Below are 17,750 nucleotides of genomic sequence, written 5' to 3' on the forward strand. Positions count from 1 at the left end.
ACGCTCGTATGCAGCTTGACTGCTCTCCTGCGCCATTCTCCTCGATGCTTAAAGCCCATCCGGTGACGTCTCCGGGAATTCCTCAATTCGACGACGCGGCTGTGTGCAGAAGGATGGGGGCGATCTGCTGGGATTGCTATCTTCATTAGAATATATACCCCTCTTGCTCGGAGGTAAAGTATATTTCAATAGCAATTTCAGTATGTTAAAAAAATTAACATTTTTTGCGAGGTGTTAAAAAAAATAACACTCCCGGAGTATTTTCAAACTTGCCGTAATTGCGCGATAAATATATATTATAGTCCCTCATGGCGTCCTTGTTTGTATCATTTTGACGCACTACCGCATCACGGGGTTCTGGGGATGGCGGATAACGACGGCAAACCCCTGCGACATTTTTTGCAGGCGGGTACATTAGTTGACTCAAATAATATGCGTGATTTCGCTGCGTTGGCTATCTGCCGGGCACAACAGGGTAATATCAGTCGCAGGCGTATACGATATACCAATCATATAATATGCCGAAATGATTTACTAAAATAGTTTAGAGCGTTTGGCGCGTAGCTTGCTAACCGCAATGGGCACCAAGGGACCAATAGCGTCGTAATTATCATAAAACTGCGGGAGGTCGAGATGAGCGTGTGGGCGGATATGAAGGTAAAGGCGAAGATCATGACGCTAGTGCTGGCGAGCTGTGCCGCGCTGCTGCTGGTGGGGGGCTTCGGGGTGGTGAACATGTCCAGCATGAACGGCGACGAGGCGGCGCTCAAGGACGGCATGCAGCAGACCGCGCTGCTTCAGGACCTGAAAAACTGCTTCCTGGCCATGCGGCTGGATGTGGTCTATATGCTGGCGCTCAGGGATGCGGAGCAGATCGCCGAAAAGGGCAAGGACTTCTCCGTCCAGATCGAGAGCGTCCGGACCAAGCTGGGAACCTACGAGAAGAGTGCCATCAGCGCCAAGGAAAGGGAAGAGCTTGGGGCCTTCCGGCAGGGATTCGAGGCCTATGCCGTGGAAGGGACCAAGCTGGCCGCGATGGCCAAGGCGGCCCACGCCTCGGGCGATGCGGCGGCCATCGGGGCGGCCCTGGCTTTTGCCACCGACAAGGTGGCGCCCCTGTACGACAAGCCGGCCCAGACCATCGCCGATATGGTGACGTCCAACGTCAGGGAGGGCGAAGATACCTACCGGCACAGCAGCGATACCTTCCGGCGTATCCGGCTGGTGCTGCTGGCGGTGGTGGCCCTGGTGGCGGCGGTCTCCCTCCTGGGGGGTAGCCTGATCGCCAACTCCGTATCACGTCCGCTCCAGGCGGTCCTTGGCACCCTCCGGGAGGTGGCCGGGGGCAACCTGATCGTCCGTTCCCCCATCGCCAGCGAGGACGAGATGGGGATGCTGGCCCGGGAGGTGAACGGCACCGCCGAGAAGCTGCACACGATCATCTCCATGGTGGCGGGGAACAGCGCCCAGGTGGCTTCCGCGGCGGCCGAGCTGCACGCCACCGCCGCCGAGATGGCCACCGGGGCCGAGCAGATGGCGGCCCAGGCCGGCACCGTGGCCACGGCCAGCGAGGAGATGTCCGCCACCAGCGGCGACATCGCCCAGAACTGTCACCATGCGGCATCGGGCGCGCTCCACTCCAGCCAGGCCGCCGAGAACGGCGCGGGCGTCGTGGAGAACACCGTCCAGGTCATGGGACGCATCGCCAGCCGGGTGATGGACACGGCCAAGACCGTGGAGAGCCTGGGGGCGCGCAGCGACCAGATCGGCGAGATCGTGGGGACCATCGAGGACATTGCGGACCAGACCAACCTTTTGGCCCTGAACGCGGCCATCGAGGCGGCCCGTGCCGGCGAGCAGGGGCGCGGCTTCGCCGTGGTCGCCGACGAGGTGCGGGCGCTGGCGGAGCGGACCACCAAGGCGACCCGCGAGATCGGCGAGATGATCAAGGCGATCCAGGGCGAGACCAAGGGCGCGGTGGGGGCCATGGAAGAGGGGGTCAGGGAGGTGGAGAGCGGCACCAGCGAGGCGGCCAAATCGGGCGCGGCGTTGCAGTCGATCCTGGAGCAGATCAACGCGGTGAACATGCAGGTAAGCCAGATCGCCACGGCGGCCGAGGAGCAGACGGCGACGACCAGCGAGATCAGCAGCAACATCCAGCAGATCAACGAGGTGGTGCAGCATACGGCCCGGGGGGCCAGCGAGTCGGTCATCGCCGCCAACCAACTTTCCACCCTGGCCGAGGAGTTGCAACGGCTGGTGGGGCAGTTCAAGCTGTAAGCGAGTCGCAAGACAGGGTGGCAAATGGGACGTATAGGTCGTATGTGACTTATACGTCCCATTTGTGTTATAACGTCTCCTTATAACTCAGTTTGAAGGAGCCCCGCATGTCCCACCCGATCATCTCCGCCCTTGGCGAACGCATCCTGGTCTTGGACGGCGCCATGGGCACCCAGCTCCAGGAACGCAGCCTCACGGCCGACGATTTCGGCGGCCCCGCCTATGAGGGGTGCAACGAGCACCTGACGTTCACCCGCCCCGACGTGATCAGTGCCATCCACCGGGATTACCTGGCGGCCGGGGCCGATATCGTGGAGACCAACACCTTCGGCGCCACCGGCATCGTCCTGGCCGAGTACGGCCTCGACGGCCAGGCCTTCGAACTGAACCGCCGGGCCGCCCAACTGGCCCGTGCCGCCTGCGACGCCGCGGCCACGGCCGCGAAACCGCGCTGGGTGGCCGGTTCCATGGGACCCACCACCCGCACCATCTCCGTCACCGGCGGGGTGACCTTTGCGCAGCTGGTGGAGGCGTTCCGCGTGCAGGCCCTGGGACTGCTGGCCGGAGGGGTCGACCTGCTGCTCCTGGAGACGGCCCAGGACACCCTCAACATCAAGGCCGGCGCCGAGGGGATACGCCGGGCGTTCGGGGAGCAGGGCCGCCGGGTGCCGCTGATGATCTCCGGCACCATCGAGGCCAGCGGGACCACCCTGGCCGGCCAGGGGGCCGAGGCGCTCTACGCCAGCCTGGCCCACCTGGAGGATCATCTGGGCATGATCAGCATCGGGCTGAACTGCGCCACCGGCCCGGAGTTCATGGCCGACCACCTGCGGGCCCTGGCCGAACTGGCCGCCTGCCATGTGTCGGTCTATCCCAACGCCGGGCTGCCGGACGAGCATGGCCGGTACGCCGAGACCCCCGCGTCCCTGGCCCACAAGCTGGCCCGGTTCGTGGACGAAGGATGGCTCAACATCGTCGGCGGCTGCTGCGGCACCACCCCGGCCCACATCGAGGCCATCGCCCGGATGGTGGCGGGCAAAGCGCCCCGCCGCCCCGGGCAGGGACGCAGCCGGGTCATCGCCGGGATTGAGCCGTTGTTCGTGGAGGAGGACGTGCGGCCGGTGCTGGTGGGGGAACGGACCAACGTCATCGGTTCGCGCCGGTTCAAGAACCTGATCGTCGCCGAACAGTTCGAGGAGGGGAGCGAGATCGCCCGGGCCCAGGTCAAGGGGGGCGCCCAGGTGATCGACGTCTGCGTGGCCAACCCGGATAGGGACGAGGCGGCCGACCTGGAGCGGCTGCTCCGCTTCCTCCCCCGCAAGGTGCGGGTGCCGGTCATGGTCGACAGCACCGATGCCCGGGTGATGGAGCTGGCCCTGCAACGCCTCCAGGGGAAGTCCATCCTCAACTCCATCAATCTGGAGGACGGGGAGGAGCGCTTCGCCCGGGTGGCGCCCCTGCTGCAGCGCTACGGCGGCGCCGTGGTGGTGGGGTGCATCGACGAAGACCCGCAGCACGGCATGGCGGTCACGAGCAAGCGCAAGCTGGAGATCGCCCGGCGCTCCCACGACCTCCTGGTGGGGCGCTACGGCCTGCGCCCCGAGGACCTGATCTTCGACCCCCTGGTCTTCCCCGTGGGGACCGGGGACGAGAACTACATCGGCTCGGCCCGGGAGACCATCGAGGGGGTGCGCCTGATCACCGAGGCCTTCCCCCGGTGCGGCACCATCCTGGGGATCTCCAACGTCTCCTTCGGCCTCCCCCCGGCCGGGCGCGAGGTGTTGAACTCGGTCTTCCTGCACCACTGCGTCAAGGCCGGCCTGACCTATGCCATCGTCAACACCGAGAAGCTGGAACGCTACGCCGGTATTCCCCCCGAGGAACTGGCATTGGCGGAAGACCTGCTCTTCTGGCGCGGCAGCGACCCGGTGGCCGCCTTTGCCGCCCATTTCCGCCAGCCGGCCGCCGCACCCACGGTGCCGGCCGCAGCCCTGCCGTTGGACGAACGCCTCCCCCGCTATATCGTGGAGGGGAGCAAGGACGGCCTGGCAGCGGACCTGGATGAGGCCCTGGGGCGGGGCGACAAGCCGCTGGACATCATCAACGGGCCGCTCATGGCCGGCATGGCCGAGGTGGGGCGGCTGTTCAACGACAACCAGATGATCGTGGCCGAGGTGCTCCAGTCGGCGGAATCCATGAAGAGCGCGGTGGCGCATCTGGAACCGCATCTGGAAAAGGGGGACAGCGCCGCCAAGGGGAAACTGCTTTTGGCCACGGTCAAGGGGGACGTGCACGACATCGGCAAGAACCTGGTGGAGATCATCCTGGGCAACAACGGCTTTCAGGTGGTCAACCTGGGGATCAAGGTGCCGCCGGAGGAGCTGATCGCCGCGGCGCGGCGGGAAAAACCCGATTTCATCGGCCTCTCGGGACTCTTGGTCAAGAGCGCCCAGCAGATGGCCGTCACCGCCGCCGACCTGAAGGCGGCCGGGATCGCCGCCCCCCTGCTGGTGGGCGGGGCGGCCCTGTCCCGGCGCTTCGCCGACAACCGCATCGCCGCGGAGTACGGCGGGCCGGTGCTCTACGCCAAGGACGCCATGCAGGGGCTGGATCTGGCCAACCGGCTGAGCGACCCGGCCCTGCGCCCCGCGCTGTTCCAGGAGCTGGGGCAGCGCCAGGAGGAATCGCGCCGCGAGGCCGCCGCCCGTCCGGCGGCCGCCCCGGCGGCCCCGTCCACCCTCCGCTCGGCCACGGCCGTGGATGGCCCGCTCCCGGCGGTCCCGGATTTCCAGGAACACATCCTCCGGGAGATCCCCCTGGACCACGTGCTCCCCTACATCAACCGCCAGATGCTCTACAGCAAGCACCTGGGGCTGATCGGCGCGCTGGATAAGCTTCTGGCCGCCCGGGACGAGAAGGCGCTCAAGCTGCACGCCGAGGTGCAGGAGGCCATCGACCTGGTGCGGGAACAGGGGCTGATCCGCCCCCACGCCCTGTACCGCTTCTACCCGGCCGCCGGGGAGGGGAACGACCTGATCCTCTACGACCCGGCAGGGTCCGGGGCGGAGGTCATGCGCTTCACCTTCCCTCGCCAGCCGGGGGAGGAACACCTCTGTCTGGCCGACTACGTGCGCCCCGTGACCAGCGGGGAGCGGGACAGCGTGGCCCTGTTCGTCACCACCGCCGGCGCTGGGGTCCGTCGACAGGCTGAAATATGGAAGGGGGAGGGGTTGTACCTGAAGTCGCACCTGGTGCAGGCGCTGGCGCTGGAGATGGCCGAATGCACGGCCGAGTTCGTCCACCGGCGCATCCGGGACGCCTGGGGGATTCCCGACGACCCGGCCCTGTCCGTAGCCCAAATCATGGACGGCGGCTACCGCGGCATCCGGGTCTCCCCCGGCTACGCCTCGTGTCCCGAGATGGCCGACCAGGAGAAGATCTTCGCCCTGCTCCACCCCGAACGGATCGGCATGCAGTTGACCGAGGGGCACATGATGGACCCGGAGGCGAGCGTCTCGGCCCTGGTGTTCCATCATCCCCAGGCGCGGTATTTTACCATCGGGCGGTGAAGCGGGGGGAAATCGGATAGGACTTATGGGACTTATAAGACTTTTATAGGTCCCATAGGTCCCATAAGTCCCATAAGTCCCATAAGTCTTATAAGTCCTATTTCAAGCATCTCCCCTCAAAACCCCACCCGCACCCCGAGCACGACGCTGTGGTTGTAATAATCCATCCTGAAATCCGTCCCGTCGGCCTCCCGGAGCTTGGGGCGGACCGTGCCGAAAAAGCGGTACCCCAGATCCAGGTTCAGCCGGTCGGTCAGGGCGAAATCGACCCCCAGCCCCGCCTGGTAGGCAAAGGCGAAGGCCGCGTCGTCGCTCAGGGCCCCGCCGGTCACCCGCAGGTCCGAGGCCTCGATGCGGGCGGCCCCCAGGCCGAGCCCCAGGTAGGGGGACCAGGACCGGTCGCCGAACAGGGTGCCGTAAAAGTTGACCAGCAGGCTGTCCGCCGTGACGCTGCCGCTCGCGGTCACGCTCCCATCGGCAAATTTGGCCTTGTCGAGTCGGTTGCCGCGGTGGCTGTATTCCAGTTCGATGCGCCCCTCGCCCGCGCTGTTGCCCGGCTCGAAGTCCCACCCCAGGACGGCGCTGCCCATGAGGCCCGGGGCGAATTTGAGGCTGAAGTCCCCCTGGCTGTCGGAGCCCTTGGCGGACATCAGGGCGTTGCCCCCCAGGAAGACCCCCGCATAGGGGCCCGCGTGCTGCGCCCAGGCCGAGCCGCACGCCAGCAGCGGCAGGCCCAGGGCGATGATCATCCGGCAGATTCGTTTCATATGGTTCCTTCCTTCGTAACTGGTGGTATCGGACGCTAGGGCACCTTGACCGTCACGGTCGGGGCGGTAATGCCGCCGAAGGTGGCGGTGAGGGTCGCCGTGCCGCTATCGACTCCCATGATCTGCCCCGGCAGCTGCTGGCTGTCGGCCGGGATGGCCACGTTGGCGTCGGAGGTCGTCCAGACCGTGTCCTTGGTCACGTCCGCGGTGGTGTTGTCGCTGTAGGTGACCGTGGCGGTGAAGGATGTGGCGGTGCCGATGGCCAGGGTCGTGGTGGTGCTGCCCGGGGTGATGGCCAGGCTTTTGGGGGTCTTGGCCGTGGCCGTGACGGTCGCCGTGATGGTCGTGCCGCCGTAGGTGGCGGTGACGGTGGCGGTGCCGGCGGCCACGGCGGTGACCTGGCCGCTTGCCAGCCCGGCGGTGCCGACCGTGGCGACGGAGGTGGCGTTGGAGCTCCAGGCGGCGCTGTCGGTCACGTCCTGGGACGTGCCGTCGTTAAAGATTGCGGTCAGGGCGAAGCGGCCGGTGGACCCCTTGGTCAGGCCGAGGCTGGCCGGGGCGATTGCCAGGTGATTGAGCGACGGGGCGGTGACCGTCACGGTGGCGGTCCTGCGCAGGGAGGCGGAGTCTGCCGTAATGGTGACGGCGCCGCTCGCCAGGGCGCTTGCCCACATCACATTGCCCGACGGCGCGGTCAGCGTGGCGCGGCTCGTGAAGTCCACCGTCCAGGTGAGCGCCCCGGTGATGTCGCGCGTCGTGCCGTTGCTGAAGACGCCGGTGGCGCTGATGCGCCCCATGGTTCCCTTGACGAGGGTCTGGCTGTTCGGGGAGATGCTGAAGCTCGTCAGGGTGCCCCCCGTCACCGTGAGGGTGGTTGTCCCGCGGACGCTGCCCAGGGCGGCGCTGATGGTGGTGGTGCCGGGGGCGGAGGTGACGGTCGTCCCGGCGGTGGGGGCGGGCGCCGTGTTGGTGTTGGACGAGCCCCAGGCGACCTGACCGGTGATGTCGCCGGTGGTTCCGTCCGAATAGGTGCCGGTGGCCGTAAAGGTCGTTTTGGTCAGGGAGAGGACCGAGGGGGTGCCCGGCGAGACCGCAATGGATTGCAGCACCGGGGCGGTGGCGGTGAGGAGCGCCGTGCCGCTGATGCCGCCGAAGGTGGCGCTGATGGTCGTGGTGCCGGCGGCCAGGGCGGTGGCCAGCCCCTTGGTGTCGTCGGCCGCGTCGCTGACGGACGCCACGGTGGCGTCGCTGGAGGCCCAGGCGGCGTCGAAGGTCAGATCCTGCCTGCTGCCGTCCGAGAAGGTGCCGGCGGCCGCAAACTGCGTGGTCAACCCCTTGGCCAGGGTCGGAGCGGCGGGGGTGACGGTGATGGCGGTGGCGGTGGCCGCACTCACGTTCATGGTGTAGGTGGCCGACACGCCCCCCATGGTGGCGGTCAGGACGGCGCCGCCCGCCCCCTTGCCGGTCACCCGGCTCGGGTTGGCCGTGGTCGCGAAGGCGGCCACGGTGGGCGTATCGCTGGTCCAGGTCACCTTGTCGCTGATGTCGCGGGTGAACAGGCCCGAGTAATTGCCCGTGGCTTTGAGCTTGGTGGAGGTGTTCAGGGCGATGGTGGAGTAATCCGCCGTGATCGTGATGGCGGTGAGGGGGGTGATATCGTTCTCCCGGGTCGCGGCCCCATCCCAACCGCAGCCGGACAGCAGTACCATAAGAAAACCTGACCAGAGCAGGTTGCGCATATACTTCCTCCCCAAATAGGTGTGAACCGCGTGATCGATGGAACTCTTATCCCGGTCCGCCGGGACGGAGGGAACAGAGTAAGCCGAAATCGCCGGTTTGGCAATGGCGGCGTGCGGCCCTGCCCGGCCTTTTTCTGCCCGGCTCCCGACGAACAGCCGGAAACAGCCCCGCATCTGTTGTGATATCCGGCAATGATAGCATATTTTATCGCATGCTTTGTCCGGCAGGGAGGCCGCCATGTCGCCGCAGGCCGGGCAATGAAAAGGGGCGGTCCGTGTATGGGGCCGCCCCTTTTTTCATCGTCTGGCCGCACCGCGCGGCTATGCCACGTGGACGCGGTTCTTGCCGGTTTTCTTGGCCATGTACAGGGCCGCGTCCGCCTTGTTGAAGATGACCCTCTTGTCCCAATCCCCATGGTCGGAGCGGTAGCTGGTCACGCCGACGCTGATGGTGGCGGCGATACTCCCGGCCGAAGCCTCTATGGAGCGCCTGATCTGCTCGGCAACGATGCCGGCCCGGGAGGCGTCCGTTTCCGGCAGGATGATGCCGAATTCGTCGCCCCCCAGGCGGGCAAAGATATCGGTGGCCCGCACCTTTTTCTGCACCAGCCTGCTGACGTTGACCAGCACCTGGCTCCCCACGAGATGCCCGTGGGTGTCGTTGATCTCCTTGAGCTGATCCAGGTCGAACAGGACGAGGGAAAATTCCCGGCCGTAGCGCTGGGATCTGCTGATTTCCTGCCCCAGGGCCTCCTGGAAGAAACGGTAGTTGTACGCCTGGGTCAGGTCGTCCTTGTAGGCCAGCTCCCGGTGCCGTTCGTTGCTCTCATGGAGTTCCTGGGCCAGGGCCTCGGCCTTTTCCCGCGCCTGTTTCAATTCCAGCATCATCAGCTCGTAGGAATGGTACATTGCGCCCAGTTCCTCGTTGGCTTCCTGCAGGATCTGGGAGAGCGGCTTCACGGTCGCGCCGTTGATGCCGAAGGCGACGAACATCTCCCCGCTCTTGCGGGCGACCTCCTCGATCAGGCTGTCGGCGGCATGCTCCTCGAAGCCCAGGCCCGCGGTGAGCAGCTGTTTGGCCCGGGTAATCCTGGCGACGTCGTGGCTGTCGTTGTAGAAGCACGAAAGGACGTTGGCGGCCTCCAGTATGTCGATGGTCAGGCGATACTGTTGCGGCGCGTCGTCGCCGCAGTGGTGATGCCGTATGGGGAGGCAGATCTCTTCGGGGAAGTTCCAGCTCTTGAACAGTTCCGCGCCCGCCGTCTGATGGTCGAATCCGAAGAGGTCGCGCTCCAGGCGGTGCAGCGGGGTGCGCCCGTCCAGGGCGGCCCTGGAGAGCTGCCGGTAGTCCTGGGGCCGCCAGTTGCGCATGAGCAGGGCGCCGATGTCCTGGAGCAGGGCGATGAGGAACAGGTCGCCGCCCGAACCGGCAAGGGCGGTGGCAATCTGTTCGGCAGCCACGGCCGAGGTCAGGGAGCGCCGCCAGAAGAGGTCGATGTCGAACGTGCCGTCTCCCTCCACCTGGAACTCGCTGTACACGACAAAGGAGAGGGCGATGATCTTGACGATATTCACCCCCAGGATGGCGACCGCCTTTTCGACGCTGGTAACCGAACCGGAGAGGTTGTAGTAGGGGGTATTGGCAACCTTCAGGAGTTTGGCGGTCAGGGAGGGGTCCGCGCCGATGATGTGGGCCAGGTCCTGAAAGGTGAAATCGTCCTCGCGCACCAGATCGAGAATATTGATGCAAATCAAGGGAGGCGAAGGAAGCCTGGTCTTTCCCGTGATCACGGTTTGAATCGAATCCAATCTCTTGTTCCTCGTTTTCTGCAAGGGGACAGTGCTATTCGTCCGATGAGCAATCGCCGCGATTCATTCCCGGCAGCCCTCTCCGAATGGCGAACGCCTCGACCATCTCCCCCGCTGTAACAACTCCCGTTCCCGTCGTCACATCGCTGCTTTGCTTCCGTTCCCTGGAATGCGCCTCCGCCTGGGGATACGTGCCGGGGATACTCCCGCCTCGCCACGGCCCGCACACCAGCATCGGTAAATCCGTTATACATAGCAAAAAGATCGCGGGGTTGTCCATCAATTTCGGGATTCGAACCGTAATTCTTCAGAGCGTGCCGTGCCGTCCTATTCCCGGGGCTTTGGCGCCATCATCTCCCTGGCGCGGCGTTTGGCCTCGTCCAGTTCCGCCGGGGTGAGCATGGCGTTGCGCATGGCGCCGAAGCGCGGGCCGATGCGGTCGTTGAGGAAGCGGAACAGGGGCGATTTCTCCTCCAGTTCCGCCTTCATGAAGCGGACGCAGCCGCGGCATTCGGGATTGCTCACCACGTGCCTGCGGGCGTCGATCCCGTGGCAGAGGGACAAGAGGCGCATGCCCCACACCAACGGCTCCCGGACCAGGCGGAACCACCAATGCTTTCCATAGCAGCGCCGGACAAGCAGCAGCGCGCAGTTTTTGCAGACAACGGGAGATGGTTCCTGGGGCATGATCGTAGCTTCTCTCTTGGTGGCGTCGGGGTCGCGCTAGGCGCTCAGGCTTCCCTGGCAGCTGCTGCCCGCGCCGGCGGTGCAGGCGAAGCAGTGCTCGCCCGACGCGATGGCGGTGCCGATCAGGTCGTCGGCGCGCACATTGCCGATGTAGCCGTCGGCCACATCCAGGGGGAGCCGCAGGACGTGGTTGAAGTCGCAGTCGTACACCTGCCCCTGCCAATCCACGCTGACCATGTTCCGGCACATCACCCTGGCCAGGTTGGCGGGGTTGAAGCTCTCCGCCAGCAGGTCCAGGTAGGGCTGCAACTGCCCGTGCCGCTCCAGGTCGCTGCGGAAGCGGCCGATGGGCATGTTGGTGATGGTGTACAGGCTGGTGAACGTAATGCCGAACCGCTTGCCCAGATGCTCCTTGTAGGCGGCCTCCAGAGCCGGTTGCGGGCCGGGCAGGAAATCCCCCCCCGGGTTGTAGACCAGGTGCAGGCCGGGGCCCGTGGTCCCGTAGCCGATGCGGTTCAACTCCTGCAAGACCGTGATGTTGGCCTCGTAAACGCCGGGGCCGCGCTGGGCTTCCACGTTTTCCTTCAGGTAACAGGGCATGGAGGCAACGATCTCCACGTTGTTCTCCGCCAGGAAGGAGGGCAGGTCGGCATAGCCGGCCTCGGCCAGGATGCTGAGGTTGCTCCTGAGCAGGATCTTTTCCAGGGAGCCGATCATGCGCAGCCGCTCGATCAGGTAGCGCAGGTGGGGATTCATTTCCGGCGCCCCCCCCGTAAGGTCCACCACATTGACCGCCCCCTGCTCCACAAAGCGGAGGCAGTGCTCCATCACCTGCCGGCTCATCTCTTCCGTGCGGTGAGGATCCGCTCCCACGTGGCAGTGGCTACAACTCAGGTTGCAGGCATACCCCAGATTCATCTGCAGGCACGCCACGGAATCCCGTGTCAATACCTGTCCGCTCTTCTCCATATAATTGTCGAACGTCGCAGTTTCCAAACGATTGCCTCCCGGGCAGCGACCCGCTTCGCGCTGCCCTGTATGATGGCCGGTACTGTACCACGCGGACGATTGCGCATGCAACTGTGCTGAATCAGCCGGCAACGGCAGGCATGACCGGCTGGAATGAAGCGGACCGCATGCTCGGAAGCCGGGGCGATTGCGTTTTCGTTTGATGATCGGTTATGGTTATTCATGTGAAGGCGAAAGGGGCGGGGGAGATGCCGTAAATACCGGAGGGGGGAGAAAAAGCCGGCATGTGATCCTGGAACGGCATGCGCCACCGTCACCGGGGGTCTGGGGGAAAACGGGGAGAGGGGCTACTTCGTCCCCCCCTGCTGCAGCCGTTTCTCGATCTGCTGCACCCGGGGATTGGTGAGCAGCTTCAGGAACGCGGGGTTGTTCATCAGGGCGCCGTAATCCCCGGCCTGGACCGCGCGCAGCACCGCCGGGTCGCTCAACAGCGCCTGCATCTGCGGGTCGTCTTGCAGTTGGCGGATGAGCGCCATGCTCCCTTCGTCATTCTGCAACCGCCCCTTCACCTCCTCCATCCGGTCGGCGACGGAACCGCCCTCCGTGGTGCCCTGCCGGGTGGCGGGGGAGGAGACGGCTGCTGCGGGGCCGCTCCCGCTTCCCGTGACGTCGATCCCCAGGGGGGTGGCGCTTTTCCGGTAGGGTGCCGGGATCTCGGCGCGGGATTCGGAGAAGTGGACGGTTCCCTCCCGATCGGTCCATTCATAGGTTTCCGCCTGGGCGGCGGACGCCGCCAGCAGCAAAATGATAAGGAGTCTTTTCATGCCGGTTCCTGTCGTCTGCGGATGCCTCGCGGCGCTGCGTGGCGGGTGCCGGTACTCATCGGTCCTTGTTTTCCGGGACAATCGAAGGGTCCGCGCCGATCAAGTCGGCGGTTGTGAACGCCTCTTCCAGCAGGTACGTGAGGTGCTCGATCTCCCCCGGAGAATAGACCGTGGTTCCGGCCTCAAGAGCCGTCTTCAGGCGCGCGATCTTTTCGACGATATGGTAGTAACTCCGGCCGGTGCAGTTGCTGATATCCAACAGGCACAGGTCCTTGCCGGCCCCGGGTCCGGGCGCCTGCTCGGCAAAAGCGGCGGAAGCGGCACCCAGGGTGATCGCAATGATGATGGGTGCGAGTCTCATGTCAGTTTCCTCTCTGGGAGATTTGCCCGGCACGCGCTCCGCCGCGTCCCGGCAACGGCGGGGGAGGCAAACAGGTATACCCTCCGGGCGGTCGGCATGCCCCTTGTCGGTGGGTTTGTGAAGGCGCGGGTAGCGGCTCTCCCGCCAAAGGTCTTGTCATGCGCCGCCTTGGGAGGGGAGGGGGGCCGGTGCGGCCGGGACGTTGGCGGCGAGATAGCCGGCCAGTTCCCGGTCTGTCACGAGGATGTGCTGCATCAGCCACTCCTTCAGAAAGATCACGATCTCAAGGTTGTGCAGCGGCTCGCGTGCGTGCAGCCGGCTCTGCAGGTCGCTGATATGGCGAAAGAAGTGGCCGTGCTGTTCCAGGTGGGACGCCTGGGACGGATAGCCGCACTGGCGCATCAGGTCCGCTTCGGTCCTGAAATGGTAGGTGGCGTAATCGAGAAGCTCGTCCACGATACGCACCATGCCGTGGCTGTCGTTCAACTGAATGGCGTCGTAGGCCGCGTTGATGAGGCTCACCAACCGCTGGTGGTGTTCGTTCATAACCCCTGATTCAAGGTTGAAACTGGTCTCCCAGGTGCAAAGGGGCATAGGCTTCCGTTCCGTTCCGGTTCCGTTTGGCGTCACAGGCGATGGGTTGAATTATAATAGCACTGCATGGATATTTCAACCGAATACCCGATAGCGGCGTATGTCAGGGGGGATGGGGTGACCATCCCCCCCATTCCGTGCCTCATTGTCCCGGGATCGACGGCTCCCCATGGGGCGCCGAATGGGTTCCGTACCCCGCTTCCCTGCTATCCCGTTGCCCCTCGTTCTCCCGCTTTTCCAGGGTGACCTGTCCCAGCTTCCAGTAGAATACGAACAGGACGCAAACCATCGCCACCCCTATGACCGCAAGTTCCAACCCCGATTTGAGCGTAATAAAATCCACGGTGCGCCTCCTTTTTGGGTTCCGCCCGGTTGCCTGAGCGTGGGGGAAGCTTATACCCGGAATGTTCCGGCACGGTCCTGGCCCGGTTACAATGGGGCAAAAAGTCGGCCCGCACCCAAGGGAAGCGGGGCCGATGGCCCTGGAGTGCGTACTCCCGGCCGCTGGTGGGCGCCAAGGCCGGACCGACGCGGAACCCGTCGCTGCCGCTTGCTCTTTTTTTGCACATTTCAGCCCCTCTTATCCCTTGTGATTATTCGAAAAATGGTATAAAGAGTACTCCCATCCGGGTATGGTGTTGTTTGCCGGATCGATGCGGCCGGAAGCGCCCTTCCGGCGTCGGCTGTTCGACGTTCGTTTGTCACCATGACGGCACGGGACTCTTAATGCACGATGCGAGCAGGACGCGGCGGCAGCTCCAAAGAGAGATAGACGCCTTGCGCGGCCGGGTTGTTCTCCTGGAGGAAACGGTGACGAAGATGCGCCACCGGGGCGAAAGCCACGGTGCGGCGTCTTTGACGGACCGTCTGACCGGTTTGCCGAACCGGTCCATGTTCTACGATACCCTGAACAACGCCCTTTCCTCAGCCAAAGAGAGCGGCGGCAAGCTTGCCGTCATCTTCTTTGCCCTCGATCGTTTCAAACTCATCAACGATACCCTCGGCCAGTTCGTGGGGGACGCGCTCCTGCGGGAGACGGCCGTCCGCCTCGACGCCTGCCTCGCGCCCCGCGACACCCTCTGCCGGCCGGGGCGGAACGAGTTCTTGCTGCTCCTGCCCGGCATGGGCTGCCGGGACGACGTCATGCAGGTCGTGGCGGACGTTTTCGACGCCATGGCGGATTCCTTCCTGTTGGCGGACCAGGAGCTTGTCATCAACGCCAACATGGGGATCTGCCTCTACCCGGAAGGGGGGGGCAGCGCCGACGCCCTGATCAGAAACGCCTATGCGGCCCTCCTGAAGGCCAAGGATTCCGGGAAAAACACCCACCGCTTCTTTTCCCCGCAAAGTTACGAATCGGAATTCGGCCGGCTCCTGTTGGAGAACGACCTGCGCCGGGCCGTCAATCGCCAGGATTTTTCCCTGCACTACCAGCCCCAGGTGGACCTGCAGGGGGGCCGGGTCGTGGGGGTGGAGGCCCTGGCGCGCTGGGAGCACCAGACCCTGGGGAACATCTCCCCGGACCAGTTCATCCCGCTCGCCGAGGGTATCGGCATGATGGCGCCCCTGGGGGAATGGGTGCTCCGAACCGCCTGCGAGCACCATCTCGCCTGCAGCAGTTCCGGCTGCCAGCCGGTCAGGTATGCGGTCAACCTTTCCCCCACCCAACTCCACTCCGGCAACCTGGTGCCCTGGATCTTCTCGGTCCTTGAAGAAACCGGACTGGACCCTAACTTTCTGGAGCTGGAGATAACGGAAGGCGCTCTCCTGAAGAACAGCGAGGCCACGGTGGCGGCTTTCAACACCCTGCACGCCGAGGGGGTGCATATCGCCATCGACGATTTCGGCACCGGCTACTCCAGCCTTGCCTACCTGAGCCAGTTCCCCATCAGCAAGCTGAAGATCGACAAGACCTTCACCAGCGCGGTCACCACGGATGAGAAGTCCGCCGCCATCTCCCGGGCGATCATCTCCCTGGCCCACAGCCTCGACATGCGGGTCATGGCCGAAGGGGTCGAGACCCGGGAGCAGTTGGACTACCTGCGGGACCTGGAATGCGACGAGATCCAGGGGTACCTGGTATCGTGCCCGCTGCCCGCCGACGAGACCATGCAGTTTCTGGCACGGCACTCCCTGTCCGAATTTCCCCTGTAACGAACCGTTCGACCTCCCGGCAGGAAAAACCTCGCAACGGCGGTTTTGCCACAGGGCCGCAAAGGCGCAGGGCACAGCGCGGCGTTTCTTCGGAAAAGGCGTTGATTTTGTCGTCCCGGTTGCGTGGCGCATGCCTTTCCCCGGTTGCCGTATCGTGGGGCCTGCCGATATCAGGAGGGTTCGACGTCCCGCAGTTCCACCCGCAGGGGGGCCGAATCCCAGGTGACGTGGGGGTAGAGGGATTTGTCGAGGCGGAGGTAGGTCCCGTCGAGCCCCGAAGGGGCCCACCAGCATTCCTTGCCCCGTTTGGGCAGTTCGCAGAAGAGGTACAGGTCGTTATTCTGGTCTCTGGCGATGTACATGGCAATTCTCCCGGTTGCGTCGTGATGGCGTGCCCCCCGACAGTAGCAAGCTTTGACCCGATGCTCAAGGAAAAGCGCCACGGGGGCAATCGCCCCGGCCGTCGTTTCATGGGGTGGCCATCGCCGGCTTTCCCCTTTCCGGGGCCGGGACAAAGCGAGCCCACCGGGCTGATCCGGTGGGCTCTGCAGCTGCAAACGGCCGTGATCCCCGGCCCGGGCCGCCATAACCGGCAGGGGGAAACTGATACCTTGAGGCATGCAATGTTTCGGCACGTCCCCCTCCCGTGGCGGGAAGGGGGACGTGCCCGGTTGCTGCACGCCGGCTATGCCTGGTTGATCGCCGACAACCGCCACGGGTTGGCGCCCACCGCCCGGGTGAAGGTCCAGAATTCCTCGAATTTGACCGGCTCCGCCGTGCTGCCGGACACCACCGCGCCGGTCGTCTCGTCGGTGGTATAGTCGAGCAGGTTCGCATAGATCGAAGCGGTGATATAGTCCTGTCCCGCCTCCTGCCACGCCTCGGCGATCCGCACCTCCCTGACGGCGATATTCTCCAGCCGGTTGATCTGCTTGTCCCGCAGCAACCGGTCCAGGTCCGTCTGGAAGATCCCCCGCATCTCGTCGGTCAGAAGCCCCGCCACCGGCGACAGACCGCGATTCATCCACGCCCCCTGGATCTTGAAGAAGGTATCCATGGCCGCATCGGTGAAGCGGTTCTCGTCGAACGAGGGGTCCATCCGGCGGATATGGGACAGACCGGCCCCCACATCGTCCGTTGCCGGCTGAGTGCCCAGCTGCGCAGTGGGCAGGGGGATCACCGTTCCGCCCCCATACCCCCCCTGCCCGGAGAAGGTGGCCGCGCTATCGGCCCGCTTTTTTTTTATAGAGCGGTAGATGAGATAGCCGACCCCCGCCAGGAGGGCGATCTGCACTAGGCCCATGCCTCCGCCGCCCATGCCGCCGACCCCCGATCCCGCCCCGGCAAAGCTGCTGAACAACATGCTGCCCAGCATGCCCCCGGCGAGGCCGCCGGCCATGCTCCGCAGGAACCCGCCCCCCTGGGGTTGCTGGAAGGCGCCGGGCGCGGGCGCGGCCTGCTGCCGCGACGGGCCGCCGTAGCTGGACGAGGGGGAGGGGCTGGCGGAACGGGAATAGCTGCGCGAACCGCCGCCGAAAGAGCGGCCGCCGCCGGCCCGGGCGTCGGCGTTGAATTCGAATGCGGTGATGCTCAGGAACAGTATGGCCGCCATAATGGCGCCCGCCTTGACAAGATGTTTCTTCATTCTGCTCTCCTTATCTGGGTTGCTGTTTCCGTGGTCAATCCAGGCACAGTTTGCGCCGGTTCTGGCTCCACAGGGCAATCGCCTCTCTCATGATCTCGGAAATGTTCTTGGACGTGGACTTTGTCAGCTTTTCCAGCGCCCTCTTCTCGTCGTCGTTGATGCGCAGTGAAATGATATTCTGCAGTTGCTCGGTCTTCTCCTTTTTCTTTTTCAGACTCCTTTTGGACGGTTGCGGCTCCCTGGTAACGGCATTCCTTGGGTATGGCATGATTTTCTCCTTTGCAGGGTAGTCTCCGCCGGGGAAACTCCGGGGGAAAACGAGGGTAAACGTGCCGGCAGCTTCGGGCCGTCG

15 protein-coding genes are annotated in these 17,750 nt (G+C 64.8%); 3 read left to right on the forward strand and 12 right to left on the reverse strand.

Annotated elements, in window-relative coordinates:
- Positions 1-633: 633 nt before the first annotated feature.
- Both F6V30_RS08670 and metH read left to right on the forward strand, forming a co-directional pair.
- Positions 634-2,280, forward strand: a complete 1,647-nt coding sequence (locus tag F6V30_RS08670) for a methyl-accepting chemotaxis protein (RefSeq protein WP_151156592.1) — start codon at positions 634-636, stop codon at positions 2,278-2,280.
- 107 nt (positions 2,281-2,387) lie between these two features.
- Entirely contained in the window at positions 2,388-5,849 is a 3,462-nt protein-coding gene (gene metH, locus F6V30_RS08675; RefSeq protein ID WP_151156593.1) for a methionine synthase, read from the forward strand.
- 116 nt (positions 5,850-5,965) lie between these two features.
- Here the strand turns inward: metH and F6V30_RS08680 are convergent, their stop codons facing one another.
- The 9 genes from F6V30_RS08680 to F6V30_RS08720 form a co-directional block, all read right to left on the reverse strand.
- Complete coding sequence (locus tag F6V30_RS08680) at positions 5,966-6,616, reverse strand: outer membrane protein (protein ID WP_151156594.1); 651 nt, start codon at positions 6,614-6,616, stop codon at positions 5,966-5,968.
- Positions 6,617-6,651: 35 nt separating this feature from the next.
- Positions 6,652-8,355: an Ig-like domain-containing protein gene (locus F6V30_RS08685; protein WP_191965624.1), complete on the reverse strand. Its 1,704-nt coding sequence runs from the start codon at positions 8,353-8,355 to the stop codon at positions 6,652-6,654.
- 321 nt (positions 8,356-8,676) lie between these two features.
- Positions 8,677-10,164 carry a sensor domain-containing diguanylate cyclase gene (locus tag F6V30_RS08690; protein WP_151156596.1) on the reverse strand — a complete coding sequence of 496 codons (1,488 nt, stop codon included), beginning with the start codon at positions 10,162-10,164 and terminating at the stop codon, positions 8,677-8,679.
- A 327-nt stretch (positions 10,165-10,491) separates the two neighbouring features.
- Complete coding sequence (locus F6V30_RS08695; protein ID WP_151156597.1) at positions 10,492-10,851, reverse strand: nitroreductase; 360 nt, start codon at positions 10,849-10,851, stop codon at positions 10,492-10,494.
- 36 nt (positions 10,852-10,887) lie between these two features.
- Positions 10,888-11,847 (reverse strand): arsenosugar biosynthesis radical SAM (seleno)protein ArsS, encoded by a 960-nt coding sequence (arsS, locus tag F6V30_RS08700; RefSeq protein ID WP_246163383.1) that lies wholly within the window; start codon positions 11,845-11,847, stop codon positions 10,888-10,890.
- 320 nt (positions 11,848-12,167) lie between these two features.
- The gene (locus F6V30_RS08705) at positions 12,168-12,644 is read right to left on the reverse strand and encodes a DUF4124 domain-containing protein (protein ID WP_151156598.1); all 477 of its coding nucleotides are present in this window, start codon (positions 12,642-12,644) and stop codon (positions 12,168-12,170) included.
- A gap of 55 nt (positions 12,645-12,699) precedes the next feature.
- Positions 12,700-13,005: a hypothetical protein gene (locus tag F6V30_RS08710; RefSeq protein ID WP_151156599.1), complete on the reverse strand. Its 306-nt coding sequence runs from the start codon at positions 13,003-13,005 to the stop codon at positions 12,700-12,702.
- 156 nt (positions 13,006-13,161) lie between these two features.
- A complete protein-coding gene (locus tag F6V30_RS08715) occupies positions 13,162-13,599 on the reverse strand; it encodes a bacteriohemerythrin (RefSeq protein ID WP_151156600.1) in 438 nt (145 codons plus the stop codon).
- A 142-nt stretch (positions 13,600-13,741) separates the two neighbouring features.
- Entirely contained in the window at positions 13,742-13,942 is a 201-nt protein-coding gene (locus tag F6V30_RS08720) for a hypothetical protein (RefSeq protein WP_151156601.1), read from the reverse strand.
- A 383-nt stretch (positions 13,943-14,325) separates the two neighbouring features.
- Here F6V30_RS08720 and F6V30_RS08725 point away from each other — a divergent pair, with 383 nt between their 5' ends.
- The gene (locus F6V30_RS08725) at positions 14,326-15,753 is read left to right on the forward strand and encodes a putative bifunctional diguanylate cyclase/phosphodiesterase (protein WP_151156602.1); all 1,428 of its coding nucleotides are present in this window, start codon (positions 14,326-14,328) and stop codon (positions 15,751-15,753) included.
- A gap of 170 nt (positions 15,754-15,923) precedes the next feature.
- Here the strand turns inward: F6V30_RS08725 and F6V30_RS08730 are convergent, their stop codons facing one another.
- From F6V30_RS08730 to F6V30_RS08740, 3 genes are all read right to left on the reverse strand, one after another.
- Complete coding sequence (locus tag F6V30_RS08730) at positions 15,924-16,115, reverse strand: hypothetical protein (RefSeq protein ID WP_151156603.1); 192 nt, start codon at positions 16,113-16,115, stop codon at positions 15,924-15,926.
- Positions 16,116-16,438: 323 nt separating this feature from the next.
- Entirely contained in the window at positions 16,439-17,398 is a 960-nt protein-coding gene (locus F6V30_RS08735; protein ID WP_151156604.1) for a Tim44 domain-containing protein, read from the reverse strand.
- 34 nt (positions 17,399-17,432) lie between these two features.
- On the reverse strand, positions 17,433-17,666 hold the full coding sequence (locus F6V30_RS08740) for a ribbon-helix-helix protein, CopG family (protein WP_151156605.1): 234 nt from the start codon (positions 17,664-17,666) through the stop codon (positions 17,433-17,435).
- Between the last annotated feature and the right edge of the window lie 84 nt (positions 17,667-17,750).

This window comes from Oryzomonas sagensis, assembly GCF_008802355.1.
Taxonomy (GTDB): domain Bacteria; phylum Desulfobacterota; class Desulfuromonadia; order Geobacterales; family Pseudopelobacteraceae; genus Oryzomonas; species Oryzomonas sagensis.

Coding starts and splice junctions, on each gene's coding strand:
- F6V30_RS08670 (WP_151156592.1), top strand. CDS start 634: ATGAGCGTGTGGGCGGATATGAAGGTAAAGGCGAAGATCATGACGCTA.
- metH (WP_151156593.1), top strand. CDS start 2,388: ATGTCCCACCCGATCATCTCCGCCCTTGGCGAACGCATCCTGGTCTTG.
- F6V30_RS08680 (WP_151156594.1), bottom strand. CDS start 6,616: ATGAAACGAATCTGCCGGATGATCATCGCCCTGGGCCTGCCGCTGCTG.
- F6V30_RS08685 (WP_191965624.1), bottom strand. CDS start 8,355: ATGCGCAACCTGCTCTGGTCAGGTTTTCTTATGGTACTGCTGTCCGGC.
- F6V30_RS08695 (WP_151156597.1), bottom strand. CDS start 10,851: ATGCCCCAGGAACCATCTCCCGTTGTCTGCAAAAACTGCGCGCTGCTG.
- F6V30_RS08705 (WP_151156598.1), bottom strand. CDS start 12,644: ATGAAAAGACTCCTTATCATTTTGCTGCTGGCGGCGTCCGCCGCCCAG.
- F6V30_RS08710 (WP_151156599.1), bottom strand. CDS start 13,005: ATGAGACTCGCACCCATCATCATTGCGATCACCCTGGGTGCCGCTTCC.
- F6V30_RS08715 (WP_151156600.1), bottom strand. CDS start 13,599: ATGCCCCTTTGCACCTGGGAGACCAGTTTCAACCTTGAATCAGGGGTT.
- F6V30_RS08725 (WP_151156602.1), top strand. CDS start 14,326: ATGCACGATGCGAGCAGGACGCGGCGGCAGCTCCAAAGAGAGATAGAC.
- F6V30_RS08730 (WP_151156603.1), bottom strand. CDS start 16,115: ATGTACATCGCCAGAGACCAGAATAACGACCTGTACCTCTTCTGCGAA.
- F6V30_RS08735 (WP_151156604.1), bottom strand. CDS start 17,398: ATGAAGAAACATCTTGTCAAGGCGGGCGCCATTATGGCGGCCATACTG.
- F6V30_RS08740 (WP_151156605.1), bottom strand. CDS start 17,666: ATGCCATACCCAAGGAATGCCGTTACCAGGGAGCCGCAACCGTCCAAA.